Raw genomic sequence first — 23,875 nt, 5'->3', positions numbered from 1 at the left:
CCCCTGCACCACCCCGCCACTCGGGAGCCGGGACGCTCCTGAGGCGTCCCGGCTCCCGAGTGGCGGGGTGGTGCAGGGGGGGTGGGGCTGGTGATCCGGGATCAGGAGGCGGCGATCGCCTCGGTGACCGCGGAGCGGGCGTCGGCGGCGCTGTCGGCGGCGAGAGCGAGCTCCGCGTACCGCTTGGCGTCGTCGAGGGTGTGCTCGGCCAGCTCGGCGCGGACGTCGGCGAGAGCCGACGGCGACATCGAGAGGGTGGTGGCGCCGAGTCCGACGAGGACCACGGCGAGCAGCGGGTCGGCGGCGGCTTCTCCGCAGATCCCGACGGGCTTGCCCAGCGCCGCTCCCGCGCGGCCGACCTCGCCGACGAGGCGGAGCACGGCCGGGTGCCACGGGTCCTGGAACGCCGAGACCGTGCCGAGCATGCGGTCGGCGGCGAGCGTGTACTGGGTCAGGTCGTTGGTGCCGATCGAGGCGAAGTCCGCGACTCCGAGGATGCGGTCGGCAAGCAGGGCGGAGGAGGGGACCTCCACCATCACTCCGGCGGTGCGGATGCCGAGCTCCCGCGCCATCGAGGTGAAGTAGCGGGTCTCGTCCACGGTCGCGACCATCGGCGCCATGACCCAGAGGTCGGCGTCGGTCGCGGCATCGGCCTGGGCGAGGGCGGTGAGCTGGTCGCGGAGGATCTGCTCGCTGGCGCGGAGGGCGCGCAGTCCGCGGAGACCGAGGGCCGGATTCTCCTCGTGGTCGTCGTTGAGGAAGCTCAGCGGCTTGTCGGCGCCGGCGTCGAGCGCGCGGACGACGACCTTGCGGCCCGGGAACGCGGCGAGCAGGCGCGTGTACTGCTCCGCCTGCTCGGCGACCGAGGGCGCCTCCTTCGCGTCGAGGAAGAGGAACTCGGTGCGGAACAGCCCCACTCCCTCGGCGCCGAGCTCGACCGCGTTCGCAGCGCCGTCTGCCGAGCCGAGGTTCGCGAGCAGCGGCACGGCGTGGCCGTCGGCCAGCGCGCCGGGGACGACCGGTGCGGCGAGCATCTCGGCGCGCTCGGCGATCGAGGACTTCGCGGCGCCGATCTCGGCGTCCGAGGGGTTCACCGTCACGACGCCGGAGGTGGCGTCGAGGATGACGAGCTGGCCGTCCCGCAGGTCGAGGGCGCCGGTGGTGCCGACGATGGCGGTGATCGACTTCTCCCGGGCGAGGATCGCCGTGTGCGAGGTCGGTCCTCCGTCGCTGGTGATCAGGCCGAGGACCTTCTCGAGGTCGAGCAGCGCCGTGTCGGCCGGAGCGAGGTCGCGGGCGACGAGCACGAACGGCTCGTCCGACTCGGGGACGCCGGGAGCGGCGACGCCGCGGAGGTGCGCCACGACGCGCTGCGAGACGTCGTCGAGGTCGGTCGCGCGCTCGGCCATGTAGCCGCCCATCGCCACGAGCAGGTCGCGGAAGCCGGCGAAGGCCTCGTGCACGGCGCGCTCCGCGGTCTTGCCCCCGGCGATCCGCGCCTTGACGTCGTCCGCGAGGGACGGGTCCTCGGCCATCAGGGCCTGGGCGTCGAGGACGTCCTTCGCCGAGCCGCCGGCCCGCTCGCCTCGGTGGCGGATCGTCGCGGCGGTGGCGGAGAGCGACGAGACGGCGCGCTCCTCCTCCTGAGCGATGCTGCGGGTGCTGGCGGTGTCCTCGGGCTCGGGCAGCGGCTCCGGCATGCGCAGGACCGGCCCGAGGGCGAGCCCGCGTCCCACTCCGGTGCCCTGGAGCTTGGCGGAGGCGTAGGCGGTCTGAGGAGTGGACAGCGTCATGGGTGCTCGTTCCTGTCGTGCGGAGTGCGGGCGGGAGAAGAGGATGCGGGGGGCCGGGAGAGAGCGGGGCGGCGGCGTGGGGCCGGGAGAGGGCGGGGCCGGGTCCCGCAGGCGCCTGATGCGACCCGGTGAGGGTCGCCGTCACGCTCCAGGGGCTGCCGCGGCTACCGGCGCCGTGCGCGCCGGGGCCGGCCGCCTCGCGTGACGCTAGGCGTCACGCGTCGTGGTCGGTGGTGAGGAAGGTCGCGAGCTCCTCGAGCACGGCCTGCTCGTTGTCGCCCTCGACGCTGACGGTGAGCTCGTCGCCGTGCTCGATGCCGAGCGAGATGATCCCGAGGATCGACGCGGCGTTGACCGGGGTCGCGTCGCCCTTGGCGACGAGGACCTTCTGACCCGACTTCGCCGCGGCCTGGCTGAAGAGCGAGGCGGGGCGGGCGTGGAGGCCCTTCGACGATGCAACCTGCACGGTGCGCTCGACCATGAACGTTTCTCCTTGATCCTGCAGTCGCGACTGCATCAGTGGTGCCCGGAGTCGGGCTCGCCCGGACGGACCGGGCGGGTGGAGGAGTCCCCGTCCGCGCCTGCGACGACCGCGCGAGCGGCGAAGAGGACGGGCAGGGTCTCGAGCACGGCATCGGCACCGTGCGCTCCGAAGACATCGGGCGAAAGGAGGGCGGCCGCGGCTCCCACGAGCTCCGCACGGTGGCGGAGTCCGTCGAACTGCGACTCGAGGTGCGGCCCCACGAGGAGGACGTCGGCCTCGGGGAGGGAGTGGTCGAGACCGGTGAGGGTCTCGGAGCGGAACACGGCATCCATGCCGCGCTCCTTCGCGCCCGCTCGCAGCCGGTGGGCCAGGAACGTGCTCGACGCGCCTGCACCGCAGACGATCAGGATCTTCCGCACCTCGTTCGCCTCCTCGCGTCCGGGTCGTGATTCATCCAAGCATCCCCTCGGAGGGGCGGCACCCTCCAGCAGACAATCTTCCGCGGGGGCGGAAGACGGCCCCTTTCGCCCGCGGCGCGGGGGCTCCCGGGCGCGTCGCCGGGGTGATTGACTGACGGGACGTACGACTCGCCGCCCGCGTCCTGCGGGCCCGCGGCAGGGTCGTGGCGCTCCCGGCGCCCGCCCCGACCGCACGCCTGGAGCCTGATGCCTGACAACCGCGAACGACTGCTGGAGTACCTCTCCCGCGCCGACGGCTGGGTGACGGCGCACGAGCTCGCCGACAGGCTCGGAGTCACCACCCGCAGCGTCCGGAGCTACGTCACCGCGGTGAAGGCGCAGGCCGCCCCGCTGGAGCCGGTCGAGTCCTCCGCGAACGGCTACCGGCTCGCGCGCGAGGCGTACGCGGCGTACCTGGAGGCGCAGCGCAGCCGCGACATCGAGCCCGACACCCCGCGCGACCGGCTGTACAGCATCGTCCGCCGCCTGGTCGACTCCGACGAGGGCCTGGACGTCTTCGCTCTCGCCGACGCGCTGTCGGTGAGCGAGTCGACCGTCGACGCCGATCTGCGCCGGGTGAAGGCCCTCGCCGACGAGGCCGGCCTCGGGCTGGTCCGGCGCGGCCCGTCGGTGCGCCTCGAGGGCAGCGAGGAGGCCCGCCGCCGCCTGATCTCCAGAATGTTCCGCGACGAGAGCGCGCAGGGCGTCTTCACGCTCGACGACGTCCAGCGCGAGTTCGCCTCCCCCGGCCTCGGCGCCTTCAAGACCGAGCTGCTGGCCGAGCTCGAGACCCGCGGCTACTACATCAACGACTACGGCGTGAACAGCGTCCTCCTCCACATCGCGATCGCCGTCGACCGCGTCGCCCGGGGCATCGGGGACCCGTCCGGCTCCCGCCCCTCCCCCGCGATCCACGGCGAGCTCGCGGCCCTGCTGGCGGAGCTGGTGGAACGGCACTTCGCGACGCGCCTGACCGACGCCGAGCTCGCCCAGCTCGCGATCCTGATGACGACGCGGGTGGCGACGCCCGGGCAGAACGAGCCGGTCGCCGCCGTGGTCGAGAACTACCTCGACCCGGAGGACCTCGCCGTCGTCCGCGAGCTCGTCGCCGACGTCAACCGCGAGTACCTGGTCGACCTCGACGACGAGGGCTTCATCGTCCGCCTCGCCCTGCACGTGCGCAACCTGATCGCCCGGGCCGCCGAGGGCGGCTACTCCCGCAACCCGCTCACCCGCTCGATCAAGACCAGCTACCCGATGACCTACGAGATCGCGGTGTTCCTGGCGAGCGGGCTGCAGCGCCGGCGAGGCATCGTGGTCAACGAGGACGAGATCGCCTACATCGCCCTCCACGTCGGCTCCTTCCTCGAGCGGGTGTCCCGGCGGGAGGAGCGTCTGTCCTGCGTGATCGTCTGCCCCAACTACTACGACCTCGCTCACATGCTGCGCCTGCGCGTCGAGCGCTCCCTCGGCACCGAGGTGGAGGTGCGCTCGCTGATCACGCGGAGCGACGTCGACTGGGACCGGCTCACCGCCGACCTCGTGATCACCACGATCGACGAGCGCCCCGCGTCCGACGACGTCGTGGTGGTGCAGCCGTTCCTCACCGACCACGACGTCGAGACGGTGCGCCGCGCCATCGCCCGCGTCCGCCGGCACCGCCGCCGCGCGCAGATCAAGGACGAGCTGCTGCAGTTCTTCGACGAGGAGCTGTTCTTCCGCAACGTGCACGCGCGCGACGAGGCGGCGATGATCCGGATGCTGGGCGAGCGGATGATCGCCGGCGGCATCATCGACGAGGACTACGTCGACGGCGCCATCGAGCGCGAGCGGATGAGCTCCACGGCGTTCACCGACAACCTCGCGGTCCCGCACGCGATGGCGATGAGCGCCCGCCGCACCTCCATCGCGATCGTCGTGAACGACACCGCGATGGAGTGGGGCGAGCAGCGGGTGAACGTGATCGCGATGATCGCGTTCGCCTCGGCCGGCCGCAGCACCTTCCAGTCGGTGTTCGACCAGTTCGTCGAGGTGTTCGCCGACCGGGCGGAGGTGCAGCGCCTCATCCGGCGCTCCACGGACTTCGGCGGCTTCATCGAGGAGCTGGTGCGGGTGATCGACAGCTAGCCGACACCCGCACTCCGGGTGGAGCCGGAAGGCGCTGTCGTCCTCCCGCTCCCGCGCTTCGTGGGCGCCCGACGGACCCCCGCCGGGCGCGAGAGGCCACGAGGAGCCTCCTCCGCACCGGATCGGAGGAGCTCCGCGTTGGGGCCTCTAGGCGAAGGGCGTCGGCACGATCCCGTAGGGGGCGAGGCCGGCCGCGCCGCCGTCGGCGAGCGTGGTGACCCAGATGCCGTCGTGGTGAACGGCGACGGAGTGCTCCCAGTGGGCGGCCATGCTGCTGTCCTCGGTCGCGACCGTCCACTCGTCCTCGCGGACGAAGGTCTCGGCGCTGCCCGCGGTGACCATCGGCTCGATCGCGACGACGAGTCCCGGCTTCACCTCGGGGCCGCGCTGGCGCACCCGGTAGTTGAAGACCGGCGGAGCCTCGTGCATGGTGCGCCCGATGCCGTGGCCGATGTAGTCGGTGAGGATGCCGTAGACGCGGCCCGAGCGCTCGGCCTCGTCCTCGATGTACTCCTCGATCGCCGCGCCGACCTCGTTGAGGTGACGGGCGGAGGCGAGAGCGGCGATCCCCCGCCAGAGGGATCCCTCCGTCACCCGCGAGAGCTCGGCGCGTGCCGCGACCTCCTCCGGGCGGGAGGGATCGGGCAGGACCACCGTCATCGCGGAGTCGCCGTTCCAGCCGTCGATCTCGGCGCCGCTGTCGATGGAGACCAGGTCGCCCGGCTCGAGCACGCGCCCGCCGGGGATGCCGTGGACCACCTCGTCGTTGACCGAGGCGCAGATCGTGTGCCGGTAGCCCGGGACGAGCTGGAAGTTCGAGTGGCCGCCGAGCGCGACGATCGCCGCCTCGGCGATCGCGTCGAGCTCGAGCGTCGTGACGCCCGGGCGGATCGCGGTGCGGACCGCATCGAGCGAGGCGGCCGTGGCGAGTCCCGGAGCGAGCATCGACCGCAGCTGCGCGGGCGTCTTGTAGAGCGAGGAGCGGAACGCCACGGCTCAGGCGGCCGGCGTGTCGAGGCGGCCCACGCGGTGGCCCTCGAGGGCGACGACGATCCGCTCGGTCACCTCGTCGACCGGCCCGAGGCCGTCGACCACGACCACGAGCCCGCGGGCCGCGTAGACGTCGATGAGCGGAGCGGTCTGCTCCTCGTAGAGCGCGAGTCGGCGCCGGATGACGTCCTCGGTGTCGTCGCTGCGCCCCTGCTCGAGCGAGCGCTTGAGAAGGCGGCCGACGACCTCGTCGGGATCGGCCGTCAGCTGGACGACCGCGTCGAGCCGGTTGTCGTCCGCGGCGAGGATGCGGTCGAGCTCGTCGACCTGCTCCGTGGTGCGCGGATAGCCGTCGAGCAGGAACCCGGTCGACGCGTCCGCCTCCTGGAGGCGGTCGTGCACGATCGCGTTGGTCAGCTCGTCCGGCACGTAGCGCCCGTTGTCGAGGTAGGCCTTCGCCTGGAGACCGAGCTCGGTCTCGTTGGCGACGTTCGCGCGGAAGATGTCCCCGGTGGAGATGGCGGGCACCCGGAGGATGTCGCTCAGCCGAGCGGCCTGGGTCCCCTTGCCTGCGCCGGGAGGGCCGATCAGCAGGAGACGGAAGCCGATCGGATGCGACGTCATCGGAGGAGTCCTTCGTAGTGGCGCTGCTGCAGCTGGGAGTCGATCTGCTTCACCGTCTCCAGGCCGACTCCGACGATGATCAGGATGGACGTGCCGCCGAAGGGGAAGTTCTGGTTCGCACCGACCAGCGCGAGGGCCACGAGGGGCACGAGCGCGATGAGGCCGAGGTAGACCGATCCGGGCAGCGTCACCCGGGTGAGCACGTAGTTGAGGTACTCGGCGGTCGGGCGGCCGGCGCGGATGCCGGGGATGAAGCCGCCGTAGCGCTTCATGTTGTCGGCGACCTCGTCCGGGTTGAAGGTGATCGCGACGTAGAAGTAGGTGAAGCCCACGATCAGGAGGAAGTACAGCGCCATGTAGAGCGGGTGATCGCCCTTGGTGAGGTAGTTCGTGATCCAGGTGACCCAGACCGGGGCCTCCTGGCCAGCGGCGGGCTGGTTGAACTGCGCGATGAGCGCGGGCAGGTACAGCAGCGACGAGGCGAAGATGACGGGCACGACGCCGGCCATGTTGACCTTGATCGGGATGTAGGTGTTGTTGCCGCCGTAGGTGCGGCGGCCGACCATCCGCTTGGCGTACTGCACGGGGATCCGCCGCTGCGACTGCTCCACGAAGACCACGGCGACCACGAGCACGAGGCCCACGCCGAGGACGAGGAGGAAGGTCTCGAAGCCGCGCGACTGCGCGATCGACCACAGGGAGGTGGGGAACTGGGCGGCGATCGAGGTGAAGATCAGCAGCGACATGCCGTTGCCGATGCCGCGCTCGGTGATGAGCTCGCCCATCCACATGATGATCCCGGTGCCCGCGGTCATGGTGATGACCATGAGGAGGATGGAGTACCACTCGTCGGTGATGATGAGCGCCGAGCACTCCGGGACGCCGGAGTTGCCGAAGAGGGCGCCCGAGCGGGCGACGGTGATCAGCGTCGTCGACTGGAGGACGCCGAGCGCGATGGTGAGGTACCGCGTGTACTGGGTGAGCTTGCCCTGACCGGACTGCCCCTCCTTGTACAGGGTCTCGAAGTGAGGGATGACCACGCGCAGCAGCTGCACGATGATCGACGCCGTGATGTACGGCATGATCCCGAGCGCGAAGATCGACAGCTGGAGCAGTGCTCCACCGCTGAAGAGGTTCACGAGCTCGTAGAGACCCGAGGTGCCCTGGTTGCCGGCGAGACAGGCCTGCACGGCGCTGAAGTCGACGAACGGAGCAGGGATGAAGGATCCCAGCCGGAAGATCGCCACGATCGCGAGGGTGAAGCCGATCTTGCGGCGGAGGTCGGGGGTGCGGAAGATCCGCGCAACGGCGCCAAACACTACCTAAGGTCTCCTGCTCAATTCTGTGGTGCGGGATACAGGTCGAGCTTGCCACGCGCTCCCGGAGGGAGTCGGCGTGGCAAGCTCGACCGACAAGCTGCTGGTGCTACTTGATGGATCCGCCCGCAGCGACGATCTTCTGCTCGGCAGAGCTGGAGACCTTGTCGACCGCGACGTTCAGCTTAACCGCAATGTCGCCGTCCCCGAGGACTTTGACCTTCTCGTTCTTGCGGACAGCACCCTTGGCGACCAGGTCGCCGATGGTGACGTCGCCGCCCTGGGGGTAGAGCTCCGCGAGAGCGGACAGGTTCACGACCTGGTACTCGACCCGGAACGGGTTCTTGAAGCCGCGGAGCTTCGGGGTGCGCATGTGCAGCGGCATCTGCCCACCCTCGAAGCCGACTCGCACCTGGTAGCGGGCCTTGGTGCCCTTGGTGCCGCGACCGGCGGTCTTTCCCTTGGAGCCCTCACCGCGACCCACGCGGGTCTTGGCCTTCTTGGCTCCGGCAGCGGGGCGGAGGTGGTGGACCTTGAGCACGTGCTCCTTGGTCGCCGGCGCCGCCGCGCCCTTCGTGGTGGTCGCCTGCGCGGGAGTCGTGGACTCCGCGGCGGCGGCCTTCTTCGTCTCAGCCATTAGTCAATCTCCTCGACCTTCACCAGGTGGGCGACGGTCTTCACGTATCCGCGGTTCTGGGCGTTGTCCTCGCGGACGACGCTCTGACCGATCTTCCTGAGGCCGAGCGAGCGCAGCGTGTCGCGCTGGTACTGCTTCTCGCTGACCTTCGACTTGATCTGGGTCACCTTGAGCTGGGCCATCAGGCACCTGCCTTCGCGTTGGACGCGGCGGCGAGGGCGTCGGCCTCGGCACGGACGAGACGTGCCGGCGCGACCTGGTCGAAGTCGAGACCACGACGAGCGGCGACGGCGCGCGGCTCCTCGAGCTGCTTCAGAGCCTCGACGGTCGCGTGGACGATGTTGATGGTGTTCGACGAGCCGAGCGACTTGCTCAGGACGTCGTGGATGCCGGCGCACTCGAGGACGGCGCGGACGGGACCGCCGGCGATGACACCGGTACCCGCGGCGGCGGGGCGCAGGAGCACCACACCGGCGGCGGCCTCACCCTGGACGGGGTGCGGGATGGTCGAGGCGACGCGGGGGACGCGGAAGAAGTTCTTCTTCGCCTCCTCGACGCCCTTGGAGATGGCGGTCGGGACCTCGCGGGCCTTGCCGTAGCCGACGCCCACCAGTCCGTTGCCGTCTCCGACGACCACGAGCGCGGTGAAGCTGAAGCGACGGCCGCCCTTGACGACCTTCGACACGCGGTTGATGGTCACGACGCGCTCGAGGAACTGGCTCTTCTCGGCGTCACGGCCACCGCGATCGCGGCCACCCTGGTTGCGGTCGCGGCCGCCGCGGCGGGGCTCACGAGCCTCCTGCTGCGGCTGCGTGGACGCAGCGGTCTCGACGGGGGCCTCCGACACAGCGGCGACCTCGGGTTCCTTGTTCTCTGCGGCGCTCACAGGTTGAGCCCTGCCTCTCGTGCTCCATCGGCGATCGCGGCGACGCGACCGGCGTACTTGTTGCCTCCGCGGTCGAAGACGACCGCCTCGACACCGGCGTTCTTGGCGCGCTCGGCGACGAGCTCGCCGACCTTGCGGGCCTTGGCGGTCTTGTCGCCGTCGAACACGCGCAGGTCGGCCTCGAGGGTCGACGCCGACGCGAGGGTGCGGCCCTGAGCGTCGTCGACGACCTGCACGAAGACGTGGCGGGCCGAGCGGTTGACGACGAGGCGGGGGCGCTCGGCGGATCCGACGACCTTCTTGCGCAGACGGTCGTGACGACGACCGCGCGCAGCGGACTTGCTCTTTCCTCTGGTTCCGAGTCCCATGATCACTTACCGCTCTTTCCGGCCTTGCGGCGAACGACCTCGCCGGCGTAGCGCACGCCCTTGCCCTTGTAGGGCTCGGGCTTGCGGATCTTACGAATGTTGGCGGCCACCTCACCGACGGCCTGCTTCGAGATGCCGTGCACGGTGAGCTTGTTGTTGCCCTCGACCGTGAACGAGATGCCCGCGGGCGGGGTGACGACGACCGGGTGCGAGAAGCCGAGCGCGAACTCGATGTCCGAGCCCTTCGCCAGCACGCGGTAACCGGTTCCGACGACCTCGAGGCCCTTGGAGTAGCCCTGCGTGACACCGATGATGTCGTTCGCGATGAGCGTGCGGGTGAGGCCGTGGAGCGAGCGCGACTCGCGCTCGTCATCGGGACGCGAGACCAGCACCTGGCCGTTCTCGACGGACACCTGGATGGGGCTGGCGACCGAGACGGTCAGCTCGCCCTTGGGGCCCTTGACGGTCACAGCGGATCCGGCGACGGAGACGTCGACGCCCGCCGGGATCTCGATGGGGAGTCTTCCAATACGCGACATGAGGGGTTACCACACGTAGGCGAGGACTTCCCCACCCACGCCCTTCTTCTCGGCCTGGCGGTCGGTCAGGAGACCGCTCGAGGTGGACAGGATGGCGACGCCGAGGCCGCCGAGCACGGTGGGGATCTCGGCCGACTTCGCGTACACGCGGAGTCCGGGCTTCGAGACCCGCTTGATGCCGGCGATCGAGCGCTCGCGGTTCGGGCCGTACTTGAGGGAGATGGAGAGCGTCGTGCCGACGCGCGCCTCCTCGACCTTCCAGTCGGCGATGTAGCCCTCGGTCTTGAGGATCTCGGCGATGTTCGCCTTGAGCTTCGAGCCCGGGAGGGTGATGGAGTCGTGGTGCGCGGAGTTCGCGTTACGGATTCTGGTCAGCAGATCTGCGACCGGATCAGTCATGGTCATGGCTGATGGTGCCTTTCTCGCCTGGTTTCGGCACCCTTTACAAGAGTGACGACCTGTGGTGTGGGACGGCGCCGACGACGTCGACGCCCATGCGGCCGCGCGAACGCAGGCCAACGAGCCATGCTACATGGCCGAGGTCCTGCGGTCGAGGGCCGATCGTGCACGGGATCCGGGGATCCCGCGTGGCGCCCGCCGCCGGCTCCGGACGGACCGGTCCGGCGGCGGACGCACGACGAGGCCGGAGGACGGTTCGCACCGTCCCCCGGCCTCGAGGCTTGCTGCTTACGCGTTGTCCGACGACTTGAACGGGAAGCCGAGCTGCTTGAGCAGCGCGCGACCCTCGTCGTCGGTCTTGGCGGTGGTCACGACGGTCACGTCGAAGCCGCGGACGCGGTCGATGCGGTCCTGGTCGATCTCGTGGAAGATCGACTGCTCCGTGATGCCGAAGGTGTAGTTGCCGTTGCCGTCGAACTGGCGGTCCGACAGCCCGCGGAAGTCGCGGATGCGGGGCAGCGCCACCGAGAGCAGGCGGTCCAGGAACTCCCAGGCGCGGTCGCCCCGGAGGGTGACGTGAGCGCCGATGGCCTGACCCTCGCGCAGCTTGAACTGCGCGATGGACTTGCGGGCCTTGGTGACCTGCGGCTTCTGACCGGTGATGGCGGTGAGGTCCTTGACCGCGCCGTCGATGATCTTGCCGTCGCGGGCGGCCTCACCGACACCGGTGTTGACGACCACCTTGACCAGGCCGGGGACCTGGTGGACGTTGCCGAAGCCGAACTGCTCCTTGAGAGCGGGGATGATGTCGGCCTGGTACTTGGCCTTGAGCCGCGGCTGAACCTTCGCAGCCACTGCGGTGGTGTCAGTCATTACAGTTCCTCACCCGACGCCTTCGCGTAGCGCACGCGAACGGTCTTGGTCACGCCGTCCTTGGTGACGGCCACGTTGCGGTGGCCGACCCGGGTCGGCTTCTTGGTCTTCGGGTCGACGAGCGCGACGTTGGAGATGTGGATCGAGGCCTCGACGGTCTCGATGCCGCCCTCCTTCGAGCCGCGCTGCGTCTGGCCGACGCGGACGTGCTTCTTGACGAAGTTCACGCCCTCGACGACGACGCGGTTGCGCTCGACCAGCACCTCGAGGACCTTGCCCTGCTTGCCGCGGTCTCCACCGCGGGCCTGGGTAGCGCCCGAGATGACCTGGACGAGGTCACCCTTCTTGATCTTGGCCATGACTAGATAACCTCCGGTGCCAGCGAGACGATCTTCATGAACTTCTTGTCGCGGAGCTCGCGACCGACCGGTCCGAAGATGCGGGTGCCACGGGGGTCCCCGTCGTTCTTGAGGATGACGGCGGCGTTCTCGTCGAACTTGATGTACGAGCCGTCGGCGCGACGGGTCTGCTTGATGGTGCGGACGATGACGGCCTTGACCACGTCGCCCTTCTTCACGTTGCCACCGGGGATCGCGTCCTTGACGGTGGCGACGATGATGTCACCGAGGCCCGCGTAGCGGCGGCCGGAGCCTCCGAGGACGCGGATGGTGAGGAGCATCTTGGCGCCGGTGTTGTCGGCGACCTTGACTCGGGATTCTTGCTGAAGCATGTGTCTCTCCTGCTAACTCAAGTAGGCCGCGGCCTACTTGGCCTTCTCGAGGATCTCGACCAGGCGCCAGCGCTTGGTGGCGCTGAGGGGACGGGTCTCGCTGATGACGACGGAGTCGCCGATGCCGGCGGAGTTCAGCTCGTCGTGGACCTTGACCTTGGACGTACGGCGGATGACCTTGCCGTACAGCGGGTGCTTCACCCGGTCCTCGACCTCGACGACGATGGTCTTGTCCATCTTGTCGCTGGTGACGTAGCCGCGACGGGTCTTGCGGTATCCGCGAGCGCCCGCCTCCTTCACGTCGTGGGCGGCCGACTCGTGGCCGGCGCTGTCATTGACGGTTGCCATTACTTGGCCTCCTCGTTCGACTCGGTCGCCTCGACCTCGGCCTTGGCGGCCTTCTTGGTCTTGGGCTTCTTCTCCGCCTTGGCCGGGGCCTCGACGGGTGCGGGGGTGGCGCGGATGCCCAGCTCGCGCTCACGGATGACCGTGTAGATGCGGGCGATGTCGCGCTTGACGGCACGCAGGCGGCCGTTGGTGTCCAGCTGACCGGTGGCCGACTGGAAGCGGAGGTTGAACAGCTCCTCCTTGGCCTTCTTCAGCTCGGTGACGAGACGCTCGTCCTCGTAGGTGTCGAGCTCGGCGGGGGCGAGCTCCTTGGATCCGATCGCCATTACGCGTCTCCCTCCTCGCGCTTGATGATGCGTGCCTTGAGGGGCAGCTTGTGGATGGCACGGGTCATGGCCTCACGAGCGAGCTGCTCGTCGACGCCGGCGACCTCGAAGAGGACGCGACCCGGCTTGACGTTCGCGACCCACCACTCCGGCGAGCCCTTACCGGAACCCATGCGGGTCTCGGCGGGCTTCTTGGTGAGCGGACGGTCGGGGTAGATGTTGATCCACACCTTTCCGCCGCGCTTGATGTGACGCGTCATCGCGATACGAGCGGACTCGATCTGACGGTTGGTCACGTAGGCGGGGGTGAGGGCCTGGATGCCGAACTCACCGAACGACACCTTGGTGCCACCGGTGGCCTGGCCGGACCGGCCCGGGTGGTGCTGCTTGCGGTGCTTGACTCGACGCGGAATCAACATGGTTATGCCTCAACTCCTGCTGCGACGGGCGCCTCGCTCTGCTGGCGGGGTGCACGGCGCGGACGGTCGCTGCGCTCGGGGCGCGACGACTTGCTGTTCGCCTGCTCGCGGGCGAGCTCCTTGTTGGTGATGTCGCCCTTGTAGATCCAGACCTTCACGCCGATGCGGCCGAAGGTGGTCTTCGCCTCGTAGAAGCCGTAGTCGATGTTCGCGCGGAGGGTGTGCAGCGGCACGCGTCCCTCGCGGTAGAACTCCGAGCGGCTCATCTCGGCGCCGCCGAGGCGGCCGGAGACCTGGATGCGGACGCCCTTGGCGCCGGCGCGCTGAGCACCCTGCAGGCCCTTGCGCATCGCGCGGCGGAAGGCCACGCGGGCGGAGAGCTGCTCGGCGATGCCCTGGGCGACCAGCTGCGCCTCGGCCTCGGGGTTCTTGACCTCGAGGATGTTCAGCTGGATCTGCTTGCCCGTGAGCTTCTCGAGGTCGGCGCGGATGCGCTCGGCCTCGGCGCCGCGGCGGCCGATCACGATGCCCGGGCGGGCGGTGTGGATGTCGACGCGGACGCGGTCACGGGTGCGCTCGATCTCGATGCGGGCGACGCCCGCACGGTCGAGCTGCGTGGCGAGGAGTCGGCGGATCTTGACGTCCTCGGCGAGGTAGTCGCTGTACCGCTGGCCCTTCTTGGTGCTGTCGGAGAACCAGCGCGACACGTGGTCGGTGGTGATTCCCAGACGGAAACCGTAGGGGTTTACTTTCTGACCCATTACTTGGTCCCCTCCTCAGGAGTGGCCAGCACGACGGTGATGTGGCTGGTGCGCTTGTTGATGCGGAAGGCACGACCCTGAGCACGGGGCTGGAATCGCTTGAGGGTGGTTCCCTCATCGACGAAGGCGCGGGACACGATCAGGTCCTGGTCGTCGAGGTACTCGTTCGAGGCATCGGCCTTGACGCGAGCGTTGGCCATCGCCGAGGCGACGAGCTTGTAGACGGGCTCGGACGCACCCTGCGGCGCGAACTTCAGGATGGCCAGTGCCTCCTGAGCCTGCTTCCCGCGGATCAGGTTCACGACACGGCGAGCCTTCTGGGGGGTGACGCGGATGTGTCGCACGCGTGCGATCGACTCCACCATTTCTCTCCTCCTTCTCGTCGCCGCGTCAGCGGCGACGGCCCTTCTTGTCGTCCTTCTCGTGACCGCGGAAGGTCCGAGTGGGGGCGAACTCGCCGAGCTTGTGGCCGACCATGGTCTCGGTCACGAACACGGGGATGTGCTTGCGACCGTCGTGGACCGCGATGGTGTGACCCAGCATCGCCGGGATGATCATCGAACGGCGCGACCAGGTCTTGATGACGTTCTTGTTGCCGGCTTCGTTGGCCGTGAACACCTTGCGGAGCAGGTGGTCGTCAACGAAGGGGCCCTTCTTGAGACTGCGAGGCATCTTCTACAACTCCTACTTGCGCTTCTTACCGGCGGTGCGGCGGCGAACGATGAGCTTGTCGCTCTCCTTGTTGGGGCGACGGGTGCGTCCCTCGGACTGGCCCCACGGGCTGACCGGGTGGCGTCCACCGGAGGTCTTGCCCTCTCCACCACCGTGCGGGTGGTCGACCGGGTTCATCGCGACACCGCGGACGGTCGGGCGGACGCCCTTCCAGCGCATGCGGCCGGCCTTGCCCCAGTTGATGTTCGACTGCTCGGCGTTGCCGACCTCGCCGATCGTGGCGCGGCAGCGCGCGTCGACGTTGCGGATCTCGCCCGACGGCAGGCGGAGCTGCGCGTAGGGGCCGTCCTTGGCGACGAGGCGGACCGAGGTGCCGGCCGAGCGGGCGAGCTTGGCGCCGCCTCCCGGCTTGATCTCGATGGCGTGGATGACCGTACCGGTCGGGATGTTGCGCAGCGGCAGGTTGTTGCCGGGCTTGATGTCGGCGCCGGCGCCCGACTCCACGACGTCGCCCTGCGAGAGCTTGTTCGGGGCCAGGATGTAGCGCTTGGTGCCGTCCACGAAGTGGAGCAGCGCGATGCGCGCCGTGCGGTTGGGGTCGTACTCGATGTGAGCGACCTTGGCGTTGACGCCGTCCTTGTCGTTGCGACGGAAGTCGATCAGACGGTACTGGCGCTTGTGGCCACCACCGATGTGACGCGTCGTGATGCGGCCGGAGTTGTTGCGGCCACCGGTCTTGGACAGCGGGCGCAGGAGCGACTTCTCGGGCGTCGAGCGGGTGATCTCGGCGAAGTCGGCAACGCTGGAGCCGCGGCGACCGGGGGTCGTGGGCTTGTACTTACGAATAGCCATTGTCTGTTTCCTCTACGCTTCTTCGGCTCAGCCGACGCTCGTGAAGATGTCGATGGAGCCGGACTTCAGCGTGACGATCGCGCGCTTGGTGTCCTTGCGCTTGCCGGTGCCGAACTTCGTGCGGCGGGTCTTGCCCTGGCGGTTCAGCGTGTTGATCGACGCGACCTCGACGCCGAAGATCTTCTCGATGGCGAGCTTGATCTCGGTCTTGTTCGAACGCGGGTCGACCACGAAGGTGTACTTGCCCTCGTCGATCAGGCCGTAGGACTTCTCCGAGACCACCGGGGAGATGATGACGTCGCGGGGGTCCTTGTTGAACGCGGCGGACTGGCTCATGCGTTCACCTCTTCCTTGTTGGACTCGACGCCCGACTTGGCCGCGATGAACGCGTCGAGCGCGCCCTTCGAGAACACGATGTCGTCGGAGACGAGCACGTCGTACGCGTTGAGCTGGTCGGCCGGCAGGATGTGCACGAACGGCACGTTGCGGAGCGAGAGCTCGGCGATGTAGTCGTCGCGCTCGAGCACCACGAGGACGTTGCGCGACACCGAGAGGGCGTCGAGCAGGACGAGGACGTCCTTGGTCCGGGGGGTGTCGCCGAGGGCGAGGGACTCGACCACGTGGATGCGGGCACCGCGGGCGCGGTCCGAGAGAGCACCGAGCAGAGCCGCGGCGATCATCTTCTTGGGGGTGCGCTGCGCGTAGCTGCGGGGGGTCGGTCCGTGGACCACGCCACCACCGGTCATGTGCGGGGCGCGGATCGAGCCCTGACGAGCGCGACCGGTTCCCTTCTGCTTGAACGGCTTGCGACCGGCTCCGGAGACCTCACCGCGGTTCTTCGTCTTGTGGGTTCCCTGGCGCGCCGCGGCGAGCTGGGCCACGACGACCTGGTGGATGAGGGGGATGTTGGTCTGGACGTCGAAGAGCGCGGCGGGGAGCTCGACCGAGCCCGCCTTCTGGCCCTTGACGTCGATGATGTCGACAGAGGTAGCCATGGAACTACGCTCCCTTCACGGCGTTGCGAACGAACACGAGGCGACCGCGGGCACCGGGGACGGCGCCCTTGACGAGCAGCAGGCCCTTCTCGGCGTCGACGGAGTGCACCTTGAGGTTGAGCACGGTGACGCGCTCGCCACCCATGCGACCGGCCATGCGCATGCCCTTGAAGACACGGCTGGGGGTCGAGGAGGCGCCGATGGAGCCGGGCTTGCGGTGGTTGCGGTGCGAACCGTGCGAAGCCGAGACGCCCTTGAAGTTGTGACGCTTCATGACACCGGCGAAGCCCTTGCCCTTGCTGGTGCCGACGACGTCGACCTTGGTGCCGGCCTCGAAGACGGCGTCCACGGTCAGCTCCTGGCCGGCCGAGTAGTCGGCGGCGTCGGAGGTGCGGACCTCGGTGAGGTGGCGGCGGGGGGTGACGCCCGCGGCGTCGAAGTGACCGGCGGCGGGCTTGTTCACCTTGCGCGGGTCGATCGCACCGGCGGCGAGCTGGACGGCGGTGTAGCCGTCCTTCTCCTCCGTGCGGACCTGGGTCACGACGTTGGGGCTGATCTCGATGACGGTGACCGGCACGAGCTTGTTGTTCTCGTCCCAGACCTGGGTCATTCCGAGCTTGGTGCCGAGGAGGCCCTTGCTGGTCTTCAGCGTGGGGGAAACAGTGACAGACATGGTGGCACTCCTCCTTAGAGCTTGATCTCGATGTTGACGTCGGCCGGCAGGTCGAGGCGCATGAGCGAGTCGACGGCCTTGGGCGTCGGGTCGATGATGTCGATGAGGCGCTTGTGGGTGCGCATCTCGAAGTGCTCGCGGCTGTCCTTGTACTTGTGGGGAGAACGGATCACGCAGACCACGTTCTTCTCGGTCGGCAGCGGCACGGGGCCGACCACCGTTGCACCGGCACGGGTGACCGTGTCGACGATCTTGCGCGCCGACGTGTCGATGACCTCGTGGTCGTACGACTTCAGTCGGATGCGGATCTTCTGTCCCGCCATGTGTGATCTCTCACTCTCTTGTTATTGCGTCGTACGCGACTCCCCCGGCCGGAGCCGGACTCGTCTCGCATTGGACGCGCTCGCGAAGGAACTCCGGTGACCCGGAAAAGTGCAACCAGTGTTCTTCTGTCAAAAGCACCGCACCCCTGAGGCGCTCCGATCGGCGTGCAGAACGCACGACGCACGGAGAACCCGTTGAGATGTCGGTTGTTGTCGTTCTGCTACCCGCCGCCTCGACGTCGCATCCGCGTGGCCGCCCTCTCGGGTCGAGCCTCCGCGATGCCGTCTCGGCACTGCCTGGCAGTGTCCCCCTCCGAGCAGCACGCCGCCCGAGAGGAAATTTTGAACTAGAAGAGTCTCCCACAGATGCCCCACCCCTGCAACCCGGGCGTGTCGCGCCGGAGGACTCCTCCGCGAGCACGTCGTGACGGTCCTGGGGAGCCGGTCGCTCCGAGCAGCAGCGAGGGTCGGAGCGCCTTCCCCGCTACTCGAAGAGCAGCGCCCGGACGGCGGTCTCGGCCGACGCGGGGCGCGACGCGTCGATGGTCTCGCCGGCGCGGAAGTGGTCCAGCAGCCGCGGGTCGACGTAGCTGGCGCGGGCGACCGTCGGCGTGTTCCCGAGCACGTCCGAGGCGTCGCGCATCGCCTGGGCGATCGCGGAGTTCCGAGCGCGCTGCGTGGCCTGCGGGCCCGACTTCGCCAGGCTCAGCGCGGCCGCGACCGTGCCGTGCAGAGTGCGGAAGTCCTTCGCCGTGAAGTCGTCGCCGGCGCGCTCGCGCACGTAGTCGTTGATCTCGGGCGCCGAGATCGGCCGCCACTCCCGCCCGTCCTTCCAGGCGAGCAGGCGGGCGTTCGGCCCGCGACGCTTGAGAGCACGGACGACGCGCGAGAGGTCGTGGTCGAGGATCTCGCTCGTCCACGCCTGATGGCTCTTCCCGGGGAAGGCGAGGGCGACCCGGTCCCCGTGGGTCGTGGCGTGCGCGCACAGGAGCGTCGAGAGGCCGATGCTGCCGTGCTCCTTCGCGTACCTCTCGCTGCCGACGCGGAGCGATCCGGTGTCGAGCATCCGGAAGGCGGTGGCCAGCGCGCGCTCGCGGCTGGGTCCGTCCGAGCGGAGGGCGATGGTCACGGCCCGGCGCGCCCCGGGCAGAGCCTCCGCGAGCCGCAGCGCCCGGTCGAACTTGATCCGGTCCTTCTGCTCGCGCCAGGTCGGATGGTAGATGTACTGGCGGCGGCCGGCGGAGTCGACGCCGGTGGCCTGGATGTGCCCGTTGGGGTACGGGGCGATCCAGACGTCCGTCCAGGCCGGCGGGATGCCGAGATGGTCGAAGCGCGCGCGCAGCTCCTTGTCGGCGACGGTCGCGCCCTTCGGGTCGCGGTAGCTGAAGCCGGAGCCCGCGCGCACCCGGGTGTAGCCGCGCCCGCTCGAATCGGTCCTGCGGAGTCGTTGCGCGCGAGTGTCAGCCATCGATCCGACGATAGGACGGCGGATCCGAGGCCCGCACCCGCTTGACGACGGGGAGGAGCAGTCGGACGGCAGCCGCTACTCGTTGCCGATCCGCTTGTCGGCCTGGCGCTTCAGGTCCTCGATGCGGTCGTCGTACTTGCCGTTGGTGAGGCGGCTGGCGATCTCGCCCGCCTTCTCGAGGGTCTGGTCGGAGACCTGCTCGGCCTTCTCGCTCCGCAGCGCGTCCTGGGCCTTCCGGCTGTTGAGCAGTTCGCCGGCCTGGCGTCCGAGCTTCCCGAGATCCACGATGATGCCTCCTTGTAAACGCGCACAGGGCGGCGCGTGCCTCAGTGTGGCGCTCCCGGCTGGGGGAACGGTGCGGGCGCGCCGGTCAGCCGGCCAGTGCGATCACCTGCTCCGCTGCGTCTGCCAGGGCGCGGCCGTAGGAGGGACCGTGACCGGCGGCGTGGACGGCGAGCGGGTGCAGCTGGTGGAGTGGCACCCGCTCCTCGTAGCCGGCCCCCAGCGGATGCTGGTCGCGGTAGCCCTCGAGGACGGCGTCGAGGTGCGGAGCACCGAAGAGGGCCAGCATCGCCAGATCGGTCTCGCGGTGTCCCCCGTGAGCGGCGGGGTCGATCAGGACGGCGCCGTCCGCCGTCCAGAGCACGTTGCCGGTCCAGAGGTCCCCGTGGATCCGGGCGGGCCCCGCACCGTCGTCGAAGGCACCGGCCGCCACCCGGCCCAGAGCCTGCTCGACGAGCCGCGACTCGGCTGCCGTGAGGTTGTCCGCCTCCACGGCGGGGCCGAGGAACGGCCGCACCCGCTGCTCCGCGTAGAAGCGCCCCCACGAGTCGTCCGGGCGGCACGGCATCCCGCGGCGGCCGATGTAGGCGGGGCCGGTCCATCCCGGGGGCGGCGCTCCGAACGCCGCGGCTCCGGCGTCGTGCGTCCGGGCGAGCGCGGCGCCGAGAGCCCGAGCCGACTCGGCCGAGGGACGCACGGAGCGGATCTCCTCCAGCTCGATGCGCCCGGGCGACACCCTCTCCACCCCGACACAGCGCGCACCGCCGTCCGCCTCGCGCAGCCAGTCCAGGCCGGCCGCCTCCCACTCGAAGAACTGCGGGAGGGCACGGGGGTCGCTCTTCACGAAGGGCATGCCGCCACGCTAGCCGGGCGTCCCCGGGAACGACGAGAGGGGCCGCCCGCCGAAGCGGACGACCCCTCTCGAGAGATCGGTAGGACGGACCTACTTGATGATCTTGGTGACCGTACCGGCACCCACGGTGCGTCCACCCTCACGGATGGCGAAGCCGAGGCCCTCCTCCATGGCGATCGGCTGGATCAGCGCGACCGTCATGTCGGTGGTGTCGCCGGGCATGACCATCTCGGTGCCCTCGGGCAGCGTGATGACGCCGGTGACGTCGGTGGTGCGGAAGTAGAACTGCGGACGGTAGTTCGCGTAGAACGGGTTGTGACGCCCACCCTCATCCTTGGACAGGATGTACGCGGTGCCCTCGAAGTCCGTGTGCGGCGTGACCGAACCCGGCTTGACGACGACCTGGCCGCGCTCGACGTCCTCGCGCTTGGTGCCGCGGAGGAGCAGACCGCAGTTCTCGCCGGCCCAGGCCTCGTCGAGCTGCTTGTGGAACATCTCGATTCCGGTGACCGTGGTCTTCTGCGTCGGGCGGATGCCGACGATCTCGACCTCGGAGTTCAGAGCGAGGGTTCCACGCTCCGCACGGCCGGTGACGACGGTTCCACGACCGGTGATCGTGAAGACGTCCTCGATCGGCATGAGGAACGGCTTGTCCTTGTCGCGCACCGGGTCCGGGATGGACTCGTCGACCGCGTCCATCAGGTCGAGGATCGACTGGGTCCAGGTGTCGTCGCCCTCGAGGGCCTTGAGGCCGGAGACGCGCACGACGGGGGCGTCGTCGCCGGGGAAGCCCTGCGACGAGAGGAGCTCGCGGACCTCGAGCTCGACGAGCTCCAGGATCTCCTCGTCGTCCACCATGTCGGCCTTGTTCAGCGCGACGAGGAGGTAGGGGACGCCGACCTGCTTGGCGAGGAGGACGTGCTCACGGGTCTGAGCCATCGGGCCGTCGGTGGCGGCGACCACGAGGATCGCGCCGTCCATCTGGGCCGCGCCGGTGATCATGTTCTTGATGTAGTCGGCGTGACCCGGGGCGTCGACGTGCGCGTAGTGGCGCTTCGGCGTCTCGTACTCGACGTGCGAGATGTTGATCGTGATGCCGCGCTGGCGCTCCTCGGGAGCGGAGTCGATCGACGCGAAGTCACGCTGGACGTTGGTCGCGGACGGGAACTTGTCCGCCAGAACCTTCGAGATCGCCGCGGTGAGCGTGGTCTTTCCGTGGTCGACGTGACCGATGGTTCCGATGTTGACGTGCGGCTTGGTCCGCTCGAACTTGGCCTTAGCCACTGTGGGTCCTCCTCAGGACTTAGGTGCAAGCATCCGCATCCGGGCGGCCGCACGGGGCGGCACGAGGACAGGAGGACTTGCGGGGGTTTTGTGTACGTATGTTACCGGCAGTGGTCGTGCGGCCGTCCCGCTGCGACAGGGGGCGCGCTGCACTCGGCAGCAAACCCGCACGACACTACCAGGCCGCCGCCGTTCCGGGGAACGGCGACGGCCCAGGGGCGGAGCTACTCGCCCTTGTTCTTCTGGACGATCTCCTCGGCCACGGCCTTGGGGACCTCGGCGTAGGTCTCGAACGTCATCGAGTAGACGGCGCGGCCCGAGGTCTTCGAGCGCAGGTCTCCGATGTAGCCGAACATCTCGGACAGCGGGACGTTGGCCCGGATGACCTTGATGCCGGTGGCGTCCTCCATCGACTGGATCATCCCGCGACGCGAGTTGATGTCGCCGATGACGTCGCCCATGTACTCCTCGGGAGTACGGACCTCGACGGCCATGAGCGGCTCGAGGAGGACCGGCTGCGCCTTGCGCGAGGCCTCCTTGAACGCGATCGAGCCGGCGATCTTGAACGCCATCTCGGAGGAGTCGACGTCGTGCGCCGCTCCGTCGACCAGGGTCGCCTTCACGCCGACCATGGGGTAGCCGGCGAGCACGCCGACCTGCATGGCGTCGCGGATGCCCGCGTCGACGGAGGGGATGTACTCGCGCGGGACGCGGCCACCGGTGACGCCGTTGACGAACTCGTAGGTCTTGTCGGCCTCGACCTCCATCGGCTCGATGGTGATCTGGACCTTCGCGAACTGGCCGGAGCCACCCGTCTGCTTCTTGTGGGTGTAGTCGTACTTCTCGACCGTGCGGCGGATCGTCTCGCGGTACGCGACCTGGGGCTTGCCCACGTTGGCCTCGACGTTGAACTCGCGCTTCATGCGGTCGACCAGGATGTCGAGGTGCAGCTCGCCCATTCCCTTGATGACCGTCTGACCGGTCTCCTGGTTCTGCTCGGTGCGGAAGGTGGGGTCCTCCTCCGCGAGCTTCTGGATCGCGGTGCCGAGCTTCTCCTGGTCCGCCTTCGTCTTGGGCTCGATGGCGACCTCGATGACGGGCTCCGGGAAGGTCATCGACTCGAGCACGACCTGCGCGGCCGGGTCGCTCAGGGTGTCACCGGTGGTGGTGTCCTTGAGGCCGATGACGGCGTAGATGTGGCCGGCGGTGACCGAGTCGACCGGGTTCTCCTTGTTGGAGTGCATCTGGAAGATCTTGCCGATGCGCTCCTTCTTGCCCTTGGTCGAGTTGATGACCTGAGCGCCGGAGTCGAGCTTGCCCGAGTAGACGCGGACGTAGGTCAGGCGGCCGAAGAACGGGTGCACGGCGACCTTGAACGCGAGCGCCGAGAAGGGCTCGGTCGAGTCCGCGTGGCGCATGATGACCTTCTCCTCGTCGCGGACGTCGTGCGCCTCGATGGCGGGGACGTCGAGCGGGGAGGGGAGGTAGTCCACGACAGCGTCGAGCATCGGCTGGACGCCGCGGTTCTTGAACGCCGAGCCGCAGAGCACCGGGTAGATCTCGGAGTTGACGGTCATCTTGCGGATGGCGCCCTTGATCTCCGCGACGGTGAGCTCCTCGCCGCCGAAGTACTTCTCGAGCAGCTCGTCGGAGGTCTCCGCGACGGTCTCGAGGAGCTTCTCGCGGTACTCCGCCGCCTTGTCGGCGAGGTCGGCCGGGATCTCCTCGATCTCGTACTTCGCGCCGAGCGCGACGTCACCCTTCGAGTCGCCGCGCCACGTGAGCGCGCGCATCTCGACCAGGTCGACGACGCCCTCGAAGGAGGACTCCGCGCCGATGGGCAGCTGGATGACCAGCGGCTTCGCGCCGAGGCGCTTGATGATCGTGTCGACCGTGTAGTAGAAGTCGGCGCCGAGCTTGTCCATCTTGTTGACGAAGCAGATGCGCGGGACGTCGTACTTGTCGGCCTGACGCCAGACGGTCTCGGACTGGGGCTCGACGCCCTCCTTGCCGTCGAAGACGGCGACGGCGCCGTCGAGGACGCGGAGCGAGCGCTCGACCTCGACCGTGAAGTCGACGTGACCGGGGGTGTCGATGATGTTGATCTGGTTCTTGTTCCAGAAGCAGGTCGTCGCGGCGGACGTGATCGTGATGCCGCGCTCCTGCTCCTGCGCCATCCAGTCCATCGTCGCGGCGCCGTCGTGGACCTCGCCGATCTTGTGCGTGATACCCGTGTAGAACAGGATGCGCTCGGTGGTGGTGGTCTTGCCGGCATCGATGTGGGCCATGATGCCGATGTTGCGGACCTTGTTCAGGTCGGTGAGCACATCTTGTGCCACGGAGTTCCTCCGATAGGTGATGGAGCCAGCGCACCGGGTTCATGGCCGAATGGCTG

32 protein-coding genes are annotated in these 23,875 nt (G+C 69.0%); 1 reads left to right on the top strand and 31 read right to left on the bottom strand.

The features are described 5' to 3' along the window. Nucleotides 1-101: 101 nt before the first annotated feature. The 3 genes from ptsP to C5D50_RS08055 form a co-directional block, all read right to left on the bottom strand. Nucleotides 102-1,700, bottom strand: coding sequence for a phosphoenolpyruvate--protein phosphotransferase (gene ptsP / locus C5D50_RS08065; protein ID WP_244230703.1), 1,599 nt, complete (start codon nucleotides 1,698-1,700; stop codon nucleotides 102-104). Nucleotides 1,701-2,007: 307 nt separating this feature from the next. Further along, nucleotides 2,008-2,274 carry an HPr family phosphocarrier protein gene (locus C5D50_RS08060; protein WP_104224553.1) on the bottom strand — a complete coding sequence of 89 codons (267 nt, stop codon included), beginning with the start codon at nucleotides 2,272-2,274 and terminating at the stop codon, nucleotides 2,008-2,010. Nucleotides 2,275-2,309: 35 nt separating this feature from the next. Further along, nucleotides 2,310-2,735, bottom strand: a complete 426-nt coding sequence (locus tag C5D50_RS08055) for a PTS sugar transporter subunit IIB (protein WP_181137323.1) — start codon at nucleotides 2,733-2,735, stop codon at nucleotides 2,310-2,312. A 207-nt stretch (nucleotides 2,736-2,942) separates the two neighbouring features. On the opposite strand from C5D50_RS08055, the gene C5D50_RS08050 reads away from it, so the two are divergent. Next, on the top strand, nucleotides 2,943-4,862 hold the full coding sequence (locus C5D50_RS08050) for a BglG family transcription antiterminator (protein WP_104274340.1): 1,920 nt from the start codon (nucleotides 2,943-2,945) through the stop codon (nucleotides 4,860-4,862). Between the two features lie 147 nt (nucleotides 4,863-5,009). On the opposite strand, the gene map is transcribed toward C5D50_RS08050, so the two are convergent. From map to fusA, 28 genes are all read right to left on the bottom strand, one after another. Next, on the bottom strand, nucleotides 5,010-5,855 hold the full coding sequence (gene map, locus C5D50_RS08045; RefSeq protein WP_104288984.1) for a type I methionyl aminopeptidase: 846 nt from the start codon (nucleotides 5,853-5,855) through the stop codon (nucleotides 5,010-5,012). A 3-nt stretch (nucleotides 5,856-5,858) separates the two neighbouring features. After that, nucleotides 5,859-6,476: an adenylate kinase gene (locus C5D50_RS08040; RefSeq protein WP_181028829.1), complete on the bottom strand. Its 618-nt coding sequence runs from the start codon at nucleotides 6,474-6,476 to the stop codon at nucleotides 5,859-5,861. Further along, a complete protein-coding gene (gene secY, locus C5D50_RS08035; protein ID WP_104224557.1) occupies nucleotides 6,473-7,795 on the bottom strand; it encodes a preprotein translocase subunit SecY in 1,323 nt (440 codons plus the stop codon). Before secY ends, C5D50_RS08040 begins: the two co-directional genes overlap by 4 nt. 106 nt (nucleotides 7,796-7,901) lie before the next feature. Further along, on the bottom strand, nucleotides 7,902-8,429 hold the full coding sequence (gene rplO, locus C5D50_RS08030) for a 50S ribosomal protein L15 (protein ID WP_104226755.1): 528 nt from the start codon (nucleotides 8,427-8,429) through the stop codon (nucleotides 7,902-7,904). Then, nucleotides 8,429-8,611: a 50S ribosomal protein L30 gene (gene rpmD, locus C5D50_RS08025; RefSeq protein ID WP_181024623.1), complete on the bottom strand. Its 183-nt coding sequence runs from the start codon at nucleotides 8,609-8,611 to the stop codon at nucleotides 8,429-8,431. The genes rplO and rpmD overlap by 1 nt, the downstream gene beginning before the upstream one ends. Further along, nucleotides 8,611-9,315: a 30S ribosomal protein S5 gene (gene rpsE / locus C5D50_RS08020; RefSeq protein WP_104224559.1), complete on the bottom strand. Its 705-nt coding sequence runs from the start codon at nucleotides 9,313-9,315 to the stop codon at nucleotides 8,611-8,613. Before rpsE ends, rpmD begins: the two co-directional genes overlap by 1 nt. Beyond that, a complete protein-coding gene (gene rplR, locus C5D50_RS08015; protein ID WP_056037296.1) occupies nucleotides 9,312-9,683 on the bottom strand; it encodes a 50S ribosomal protein L18 in 372 nt (123 codons plus the stop codon). The genes rpsE and rplR overlap by 4 nt, the downstream gene beginning before the upstream one ends. A 2-nt stretch (nucleotides 9,684-9,685) precedes the next feature. After that, entirely contained in the window at nucleotides 9,686-10,222 is a 537-nt protein-coding gene (rplF, locus tag C5D50_RS08010) for a 50S ribosomal protein L6 (RefSeq protein WP_104224560.1), read from the bottom strand. A 6-nt stretch (nucleotides 10,223-10,228) separates the two neighbouring features. Next, nucleotides 10,229-10,627, bottom strand: coding sequence for a 30S ribosomal protein S8 (rpsH, locus tag C5D50_RS08005; protein WP_068209423.1), 399 nt, complete (start codon nucleotides 10,625-10,627; stop codon nucleotides 10,229-10,231). A gap of 282 nt (nucleotides 10,628-10,909) precedes the next feature. Further along, nucleotides 10,910-11,494 (bottom strand): 50S ribosomal protein L5, encoded by a 585-nt coding sequence (gene rplE, locus C5D50_RS08000; protein ID WP_068209425.1) that lies wholly within the window; start codon nucleotides 11,492-11,494, stop codon nucleotides 10,910-10,912. Next, complete coding sequence (gene rplX / locus C5D50_RS07995) at nucleotides 11,494-11,853, bottom strand: 50S ribosomal protein L24 (RefSeq protein ID WP_104224561.1); 360 nt, start codon at nucleotides 11,851-11,853, stop codon at nucleotides 11,494-11,496. The genes rplE and rplX overlap by 1 nt, the downstream gene beginning before the upstream one ends. 2 nt (nucleotides 11,854-11,855) lie before the next feature. Further along, nucleotides 11,856-12,224 (bottom strand): 50S ribosomal protein L14, encoded by a 369-nt coding sequence (gene rplN, locus C5D50_RS07990; RefSeq protein ID WP_104224562.1) that lies wholly within the window; start codon nucleotides 12,222-12,224, stop codon nucleotides 11,856-11,858. Between the two features lie 33 nt (nucleotides 12,225-12,257). Further along, nucleotides 12,258-12,572, bottom strand: a complete 315-nt coding sequence (gene rpsQ / locus C5D50_RS07985; RefSeq protein WP_104224563.1) for a 30S ribosomal protein S17 — start codon at nucleotides 12,570-12,572, stop codon at nucleotides 12,258-12,260. Further along, on the bottom strand, nucleotides 12,572-12,898 hold the full coding sequence (gene rpmC, locus C5D50_RS07980) for a 50S ribosomal protein L29 (RefSeq protein ID WP_104224564.1): 327 nt from the start codon (nucleotides 12,896-12,898) through the stop codon (nucleotides 12,572-12,574). The genes rpsQ and rpmC overlap by 1 nt, the downstream gene beginning before the upstream one ends. Continuing rightward, nucleotides 12,898-13,317, bottom strand: a complete 420-nt coding sequence (gene rplP, locus C5D50_RS07975; RefSeq protein ID WP_068209436.1) for a 50S ribosomal protein L16 — start codon at nucleotides 13,315-13,317, stop codon at nucleotides 12,898-12,900. The genes rpmC and rplP overlap by 1 nt, the downstream gene beginning before the upstream one ends. 2 nt (nucleotides 13,318-13,319) lie before the next feature. After that, entirely contained in the window at nucleotides 13,320-14,078 is a 759-nt protein-coding gene (rpsC, locus tag C5D50_RS07970) for a 30S ribosomal protein S3 (RefSeq protein WP_068209439.1), read from the bottom strand. Then, nucleotides 14,078-14,443: a 50S ribosomal protein L22 gene (gene rplV / locus C5D50_RS07965; protein ID WP_077221988.1), complete on the bottom strand. Its 366-nt coding sequence runs from the start codon at nucleotides 14,441-14,443 to the stop codon at nucleotides 14,078-14,080. Before rplV ends, rpsC begins: the two co-directional genes overlap by 1 nt. 25 nt (nucleotides 14,444-14,468) lie before the next feature. Next, a complete protein-coding gene (gene rpsS / locus C5D50_RS07960) occupies nucleotides 14,469-14,750 on the bottom strand; it encodes a 30S ribosomal protein S19 (protein WP_055787078.1) in 282 nt (93 codons plus the stop codon). Between the two features lie 12 nt (nucleotides 14,751-14,762). Beyond that, nucleotides 14,763-15,602, bottom strand: coding sequence for a 50S ribosomal protein L2 (gene rplB / locus C5D50_RS07955; protein WP_068251462.1), 840 nt, complete (start codon nucleotides 15,600-15,602; stop codon nucleotides 14,763-14,765). A 27-nt stretch (nucleotides 15,603-15,629) separates the two neighbouring features. Further along, nucleotides 15,630-15,938, bottom strand: a complete 309-nt coding sequence (gene rplW / locus C5D50_RS07950) for a 50S ribosomal protein L23 (RefSeq protein WP_068209445.1) — start codon at nucleotides 15,936-15,938, stop codon at nucleotides 15,630-15,632. Next, nucleotides 15,935-16,597 carry a 50S ribosomal protein L4 gene (rplD, locus tag C5D50_RS07945; RefSeq protein WP_104224565.1) on the bottom strand — a complete coding sequence of 221 codons (663 nt, stop codon included), beginning with the start codon at nucleotides 16,595-16,597 and terminating at the stop codon, nucleotides 15,935-15,937. The genes rplW and rplD overlap by 4 nt, the downstream gene beginning before the upstream one ends. A gap of 4 nt (nucleotides 16,598-16,601) precedes the next feature. Continuing rightward, a complete protein-coding gene (rplC, locus tag C5D50_RS07940) occupies nucleotides 16,602-17,270 on the bottom strand; it encodes a 50S ribosomal protein L3 (RefSeq protein ID WP_104224566.1) in 669 nt (222 codons plus the stop codon). A gap of 14 nt (nucleotides 17,271-17,284) precedes the next feature. Further along, the gene (gene rpsJ, locus C5D50_RS07935; protein ID WP_005050520.1) at nucleotides 17,285-17,593 is read right to left on the bottom strand and encodes a 30S ribosomal protein S10; all 309 of its coding nucleotides are present in this window, start codon (nucleotides 17,591-17,593) and stop codon (nucleotides 17,285-17,287) included. Nucleotides 17,594-18,077: 484 nt separating this feature from the next. After that, nucleotides 18,078-19,061: a DNA topoisomerase IB gene (locus C5D50_RS07930; RefSeq protein ID WP_104224567.1), complete on the bottom strand. Its 984-nt coding sequence runs from the start codon at nucleotides 19,059-19,061 to the stop codon at nucleotides 18,078-18,080. Between the two features lie 75 nt (nucleotides 19,062-19,136). Further along, entirely contained in the window at nucleotides 19,137-19,346 is a 210-nt protein-coding gene (locus C5D50_RS07925; RefSeq protein ID WP_159939075.1) for an antitoxin, read from the bottom strand. An 85-nt stretch (nucleotides 19,347-19,431) separates the two neighbouring features. Then, a complete protein-coding gene (locus C5D50_RS07920) occupies nucleotides 19,432-20,196 on the bottom strand; it encodes a fructosamine kinase family protein (RefSeq protein ID WP_104283229.1) in 765 nt (254 codons plus the stop codon). 90 nt (nucleotides 20,197-20,286) lie between these two features. Next, nucleotides 20,287-21,480, bottom strand: coding sequence for an elongation factor Tu (tuf, locus tag C5D50_RS07915; RefSeq protein ID WP_104224570.1), 1,194 nt, complete (start codon nucleotides 21,478-21,480; stop codon nucleotides 20,287-20,289). Between the two features lie 224 nt (nucleotides 21,481-21,704). Beyond that, nucleotides 21,705-23,819, bottom strand: a complete 2,115-nt coding sequence (fusA, locus tag C5D50_RS07910; protein ID WP_104224571.1) for an elongation factor G — start codon at nucleotides 23,817-23,819, stop codon at nucleotides 21,705-21,707. Nucleotides 23,820-23,875: the final 56 nt, after the last annotated feature.

It is taken from the genome of Rathayibacter sp. RFBD1, assembly GCF_002932915.1.
In the GTDB taxonomy this organism is placed as follows: Bacteria; Actinomycetota; Actinomycetes; order Actinomycetales; family Microbacteriaceae; genus Rathayibacter.
Note: the sequence above shows the minus strand (reverse complement) of the source record. Positions and strands in the feature narration are given on the sequence as shown.

Coding starts and splice junctions, on each gene's coding strand:
- ptsP (WP_244230703.1), bottom strand. CDS start 1,700: ATGCCGGAGCCGCTGCCCGAGCCCGAGGACACCGCCAGCACCCGCAGC.
- C5D50_RS08060 (WP_104224553.1), bottom strand. CDS start 2,274: ATGGTCGAGCGCACCGTGCAGGTTGCATCGTCGAAGGGCCTCCACGCC.
- C5D50_RS08050 (WP_104274340.1), top strand. CDS start 2,943: ATGCCTGACAACCGCGAACGACTGCTGGAGTACCTCTCCCGCGCCGAC.
- C5D50_RS08040 (WP_181028829.1), bottom strand. CDS start 6,476: ATGACGTCGCATCCGATCGGCTTCCGTCTCCTGCTGATCGGCCCTCCC.
- rplO (WP_104226755.1), bottom strand. CDS start 8,429: ATGGCTGAGACGAAGAAGGCCGCCGCCGCGGAGTCCACGACTCCCGCG.
- rpmD (WP_181024623.1), bottom strand. CDS start 8,611: ATGGCCCAGCTCAAGGTGACCCAGATCAAGTCGAAGGTCAGCGAGAAG.
- rplR (WP_056037296.1), bottom strand. CDS start 9,683: ATGGGACTCGGAACCAGAGGAAAGAGCAAGTCCGCTGCGCGCGGTCGT.
- rplF (WP_104224560.1), bottom strand. CDS start 10,222: ATGTCGCGTATTGGAAGACTCCCCATCGAGATCCCGGCGGGCGTCGAC.
- rpsH (WP_068209423.1), bottom strand. CDS start 10,627: ATGACCATGACTGATCCGGTCGCAGATCTGCTGACCAGAATCCGTAAC.
- rplE (WP_068209425.1), bottom strand. CDS start 11,494: ATGACTGACACCACCGCAGTGGCTGCGAAGGTTCAGCCGCGGCTCAAG.
- rplX (WP_104224561.1), bottom strand. CDS start 11,853: ATGGCCAAGATCAAGAAGGGTGACCTCGTCCAGGTCATCTCGGGCGCT.
- rplN (WP_104224562.1), bottom strand. CDS start 12,224: ATGCTTCAGCAAGAATCCCGAGTCAAGGTCGCCGACAACACCGGCGCC.
- rpsQ (WP_104224563.1), bottom strand. CDS start 12,572: ATGGCAACCGTCAATGACAGCGCCGGCCACGAGTCGGCCGCCCACGAC.
- rpmC (WP_104224564.1), bottom strand. CDS start 12,898: ATGGCGATCGGATCCAAGGAGCTCGCCCCCGCCGAGCTCGACACCTAC.
- rplP (WP_068209436.1), bottom strand. CDS start 13,317: ATGTTGATTCCGCGTCGAGTCAAGCACCGCAAGCAGCACCACCCGGGC.
- rpsC (WP_068209439.1), bottom strand. CDS start 14,078: ATGGGTCAGAAAGTAAACCCCTACGGTTTCCGTCTGGGAATCACCACC.
- rplV (WP_077221988.1), bottom strand. CDS start 14,443: ATGGTGGAGTCGATCGCACGCGTGCGACACATCCGCGTCACCCCCCAG.
- rpsS (WP_055787078.1), bottom strand. CDS start 14,750: ATGCCTCGCAGTCTCAAGAAGGGCCCCTTCGTTGACGACCACCTGCTC.
- rplB (WP_068251462.1), bottom strand. CDS start 15,602: ATGGCTATTCGTAAGTACAAGCCCACGACCCCCGGTCGCCGCGGCTCC.
- rplW (WP_068209445.1), bottom strand. CDS start 15,938: ATGAGCCAGTCCGCCGCGTTCAACAAGGACCCCCGCGACGTCATCATC.
- rplD (WP_104224565.1), bottom strand. CDS start 16,597: ATGGCTACCTCTGTCGACATCATCGACGTCAAGGGCCAGAAGGCGGGC.
- rplC (WP_104224566.1), bottom strand. CDS start 17,270: ATGTCTGTCACTGTTTCCCCCACGCTGAAGACCAGCAAGGGCCTCCTC.
- rpsJ (WP_005050520.1), bottom strand. CDS start 17,593: ATGGCGGGACAGAAGATCCGCATCCGACTGAAGTCGTACGACCACGAG.
- C5D50_RS07930 (WP_104224567.1), bottom strand. CDS start 19,061: ATGGCTGACACTCGCGCGCAACGACTCCGCAGGACCGATTCGAGCGGG.
- C5D50_RS07920 (WP_104283229.1), bottom strand. CDS start 20,196: ATGCCCTTCGTGAAGAGCGACCCCCGTGCCCTCCCGCAGTTCTTCGAG.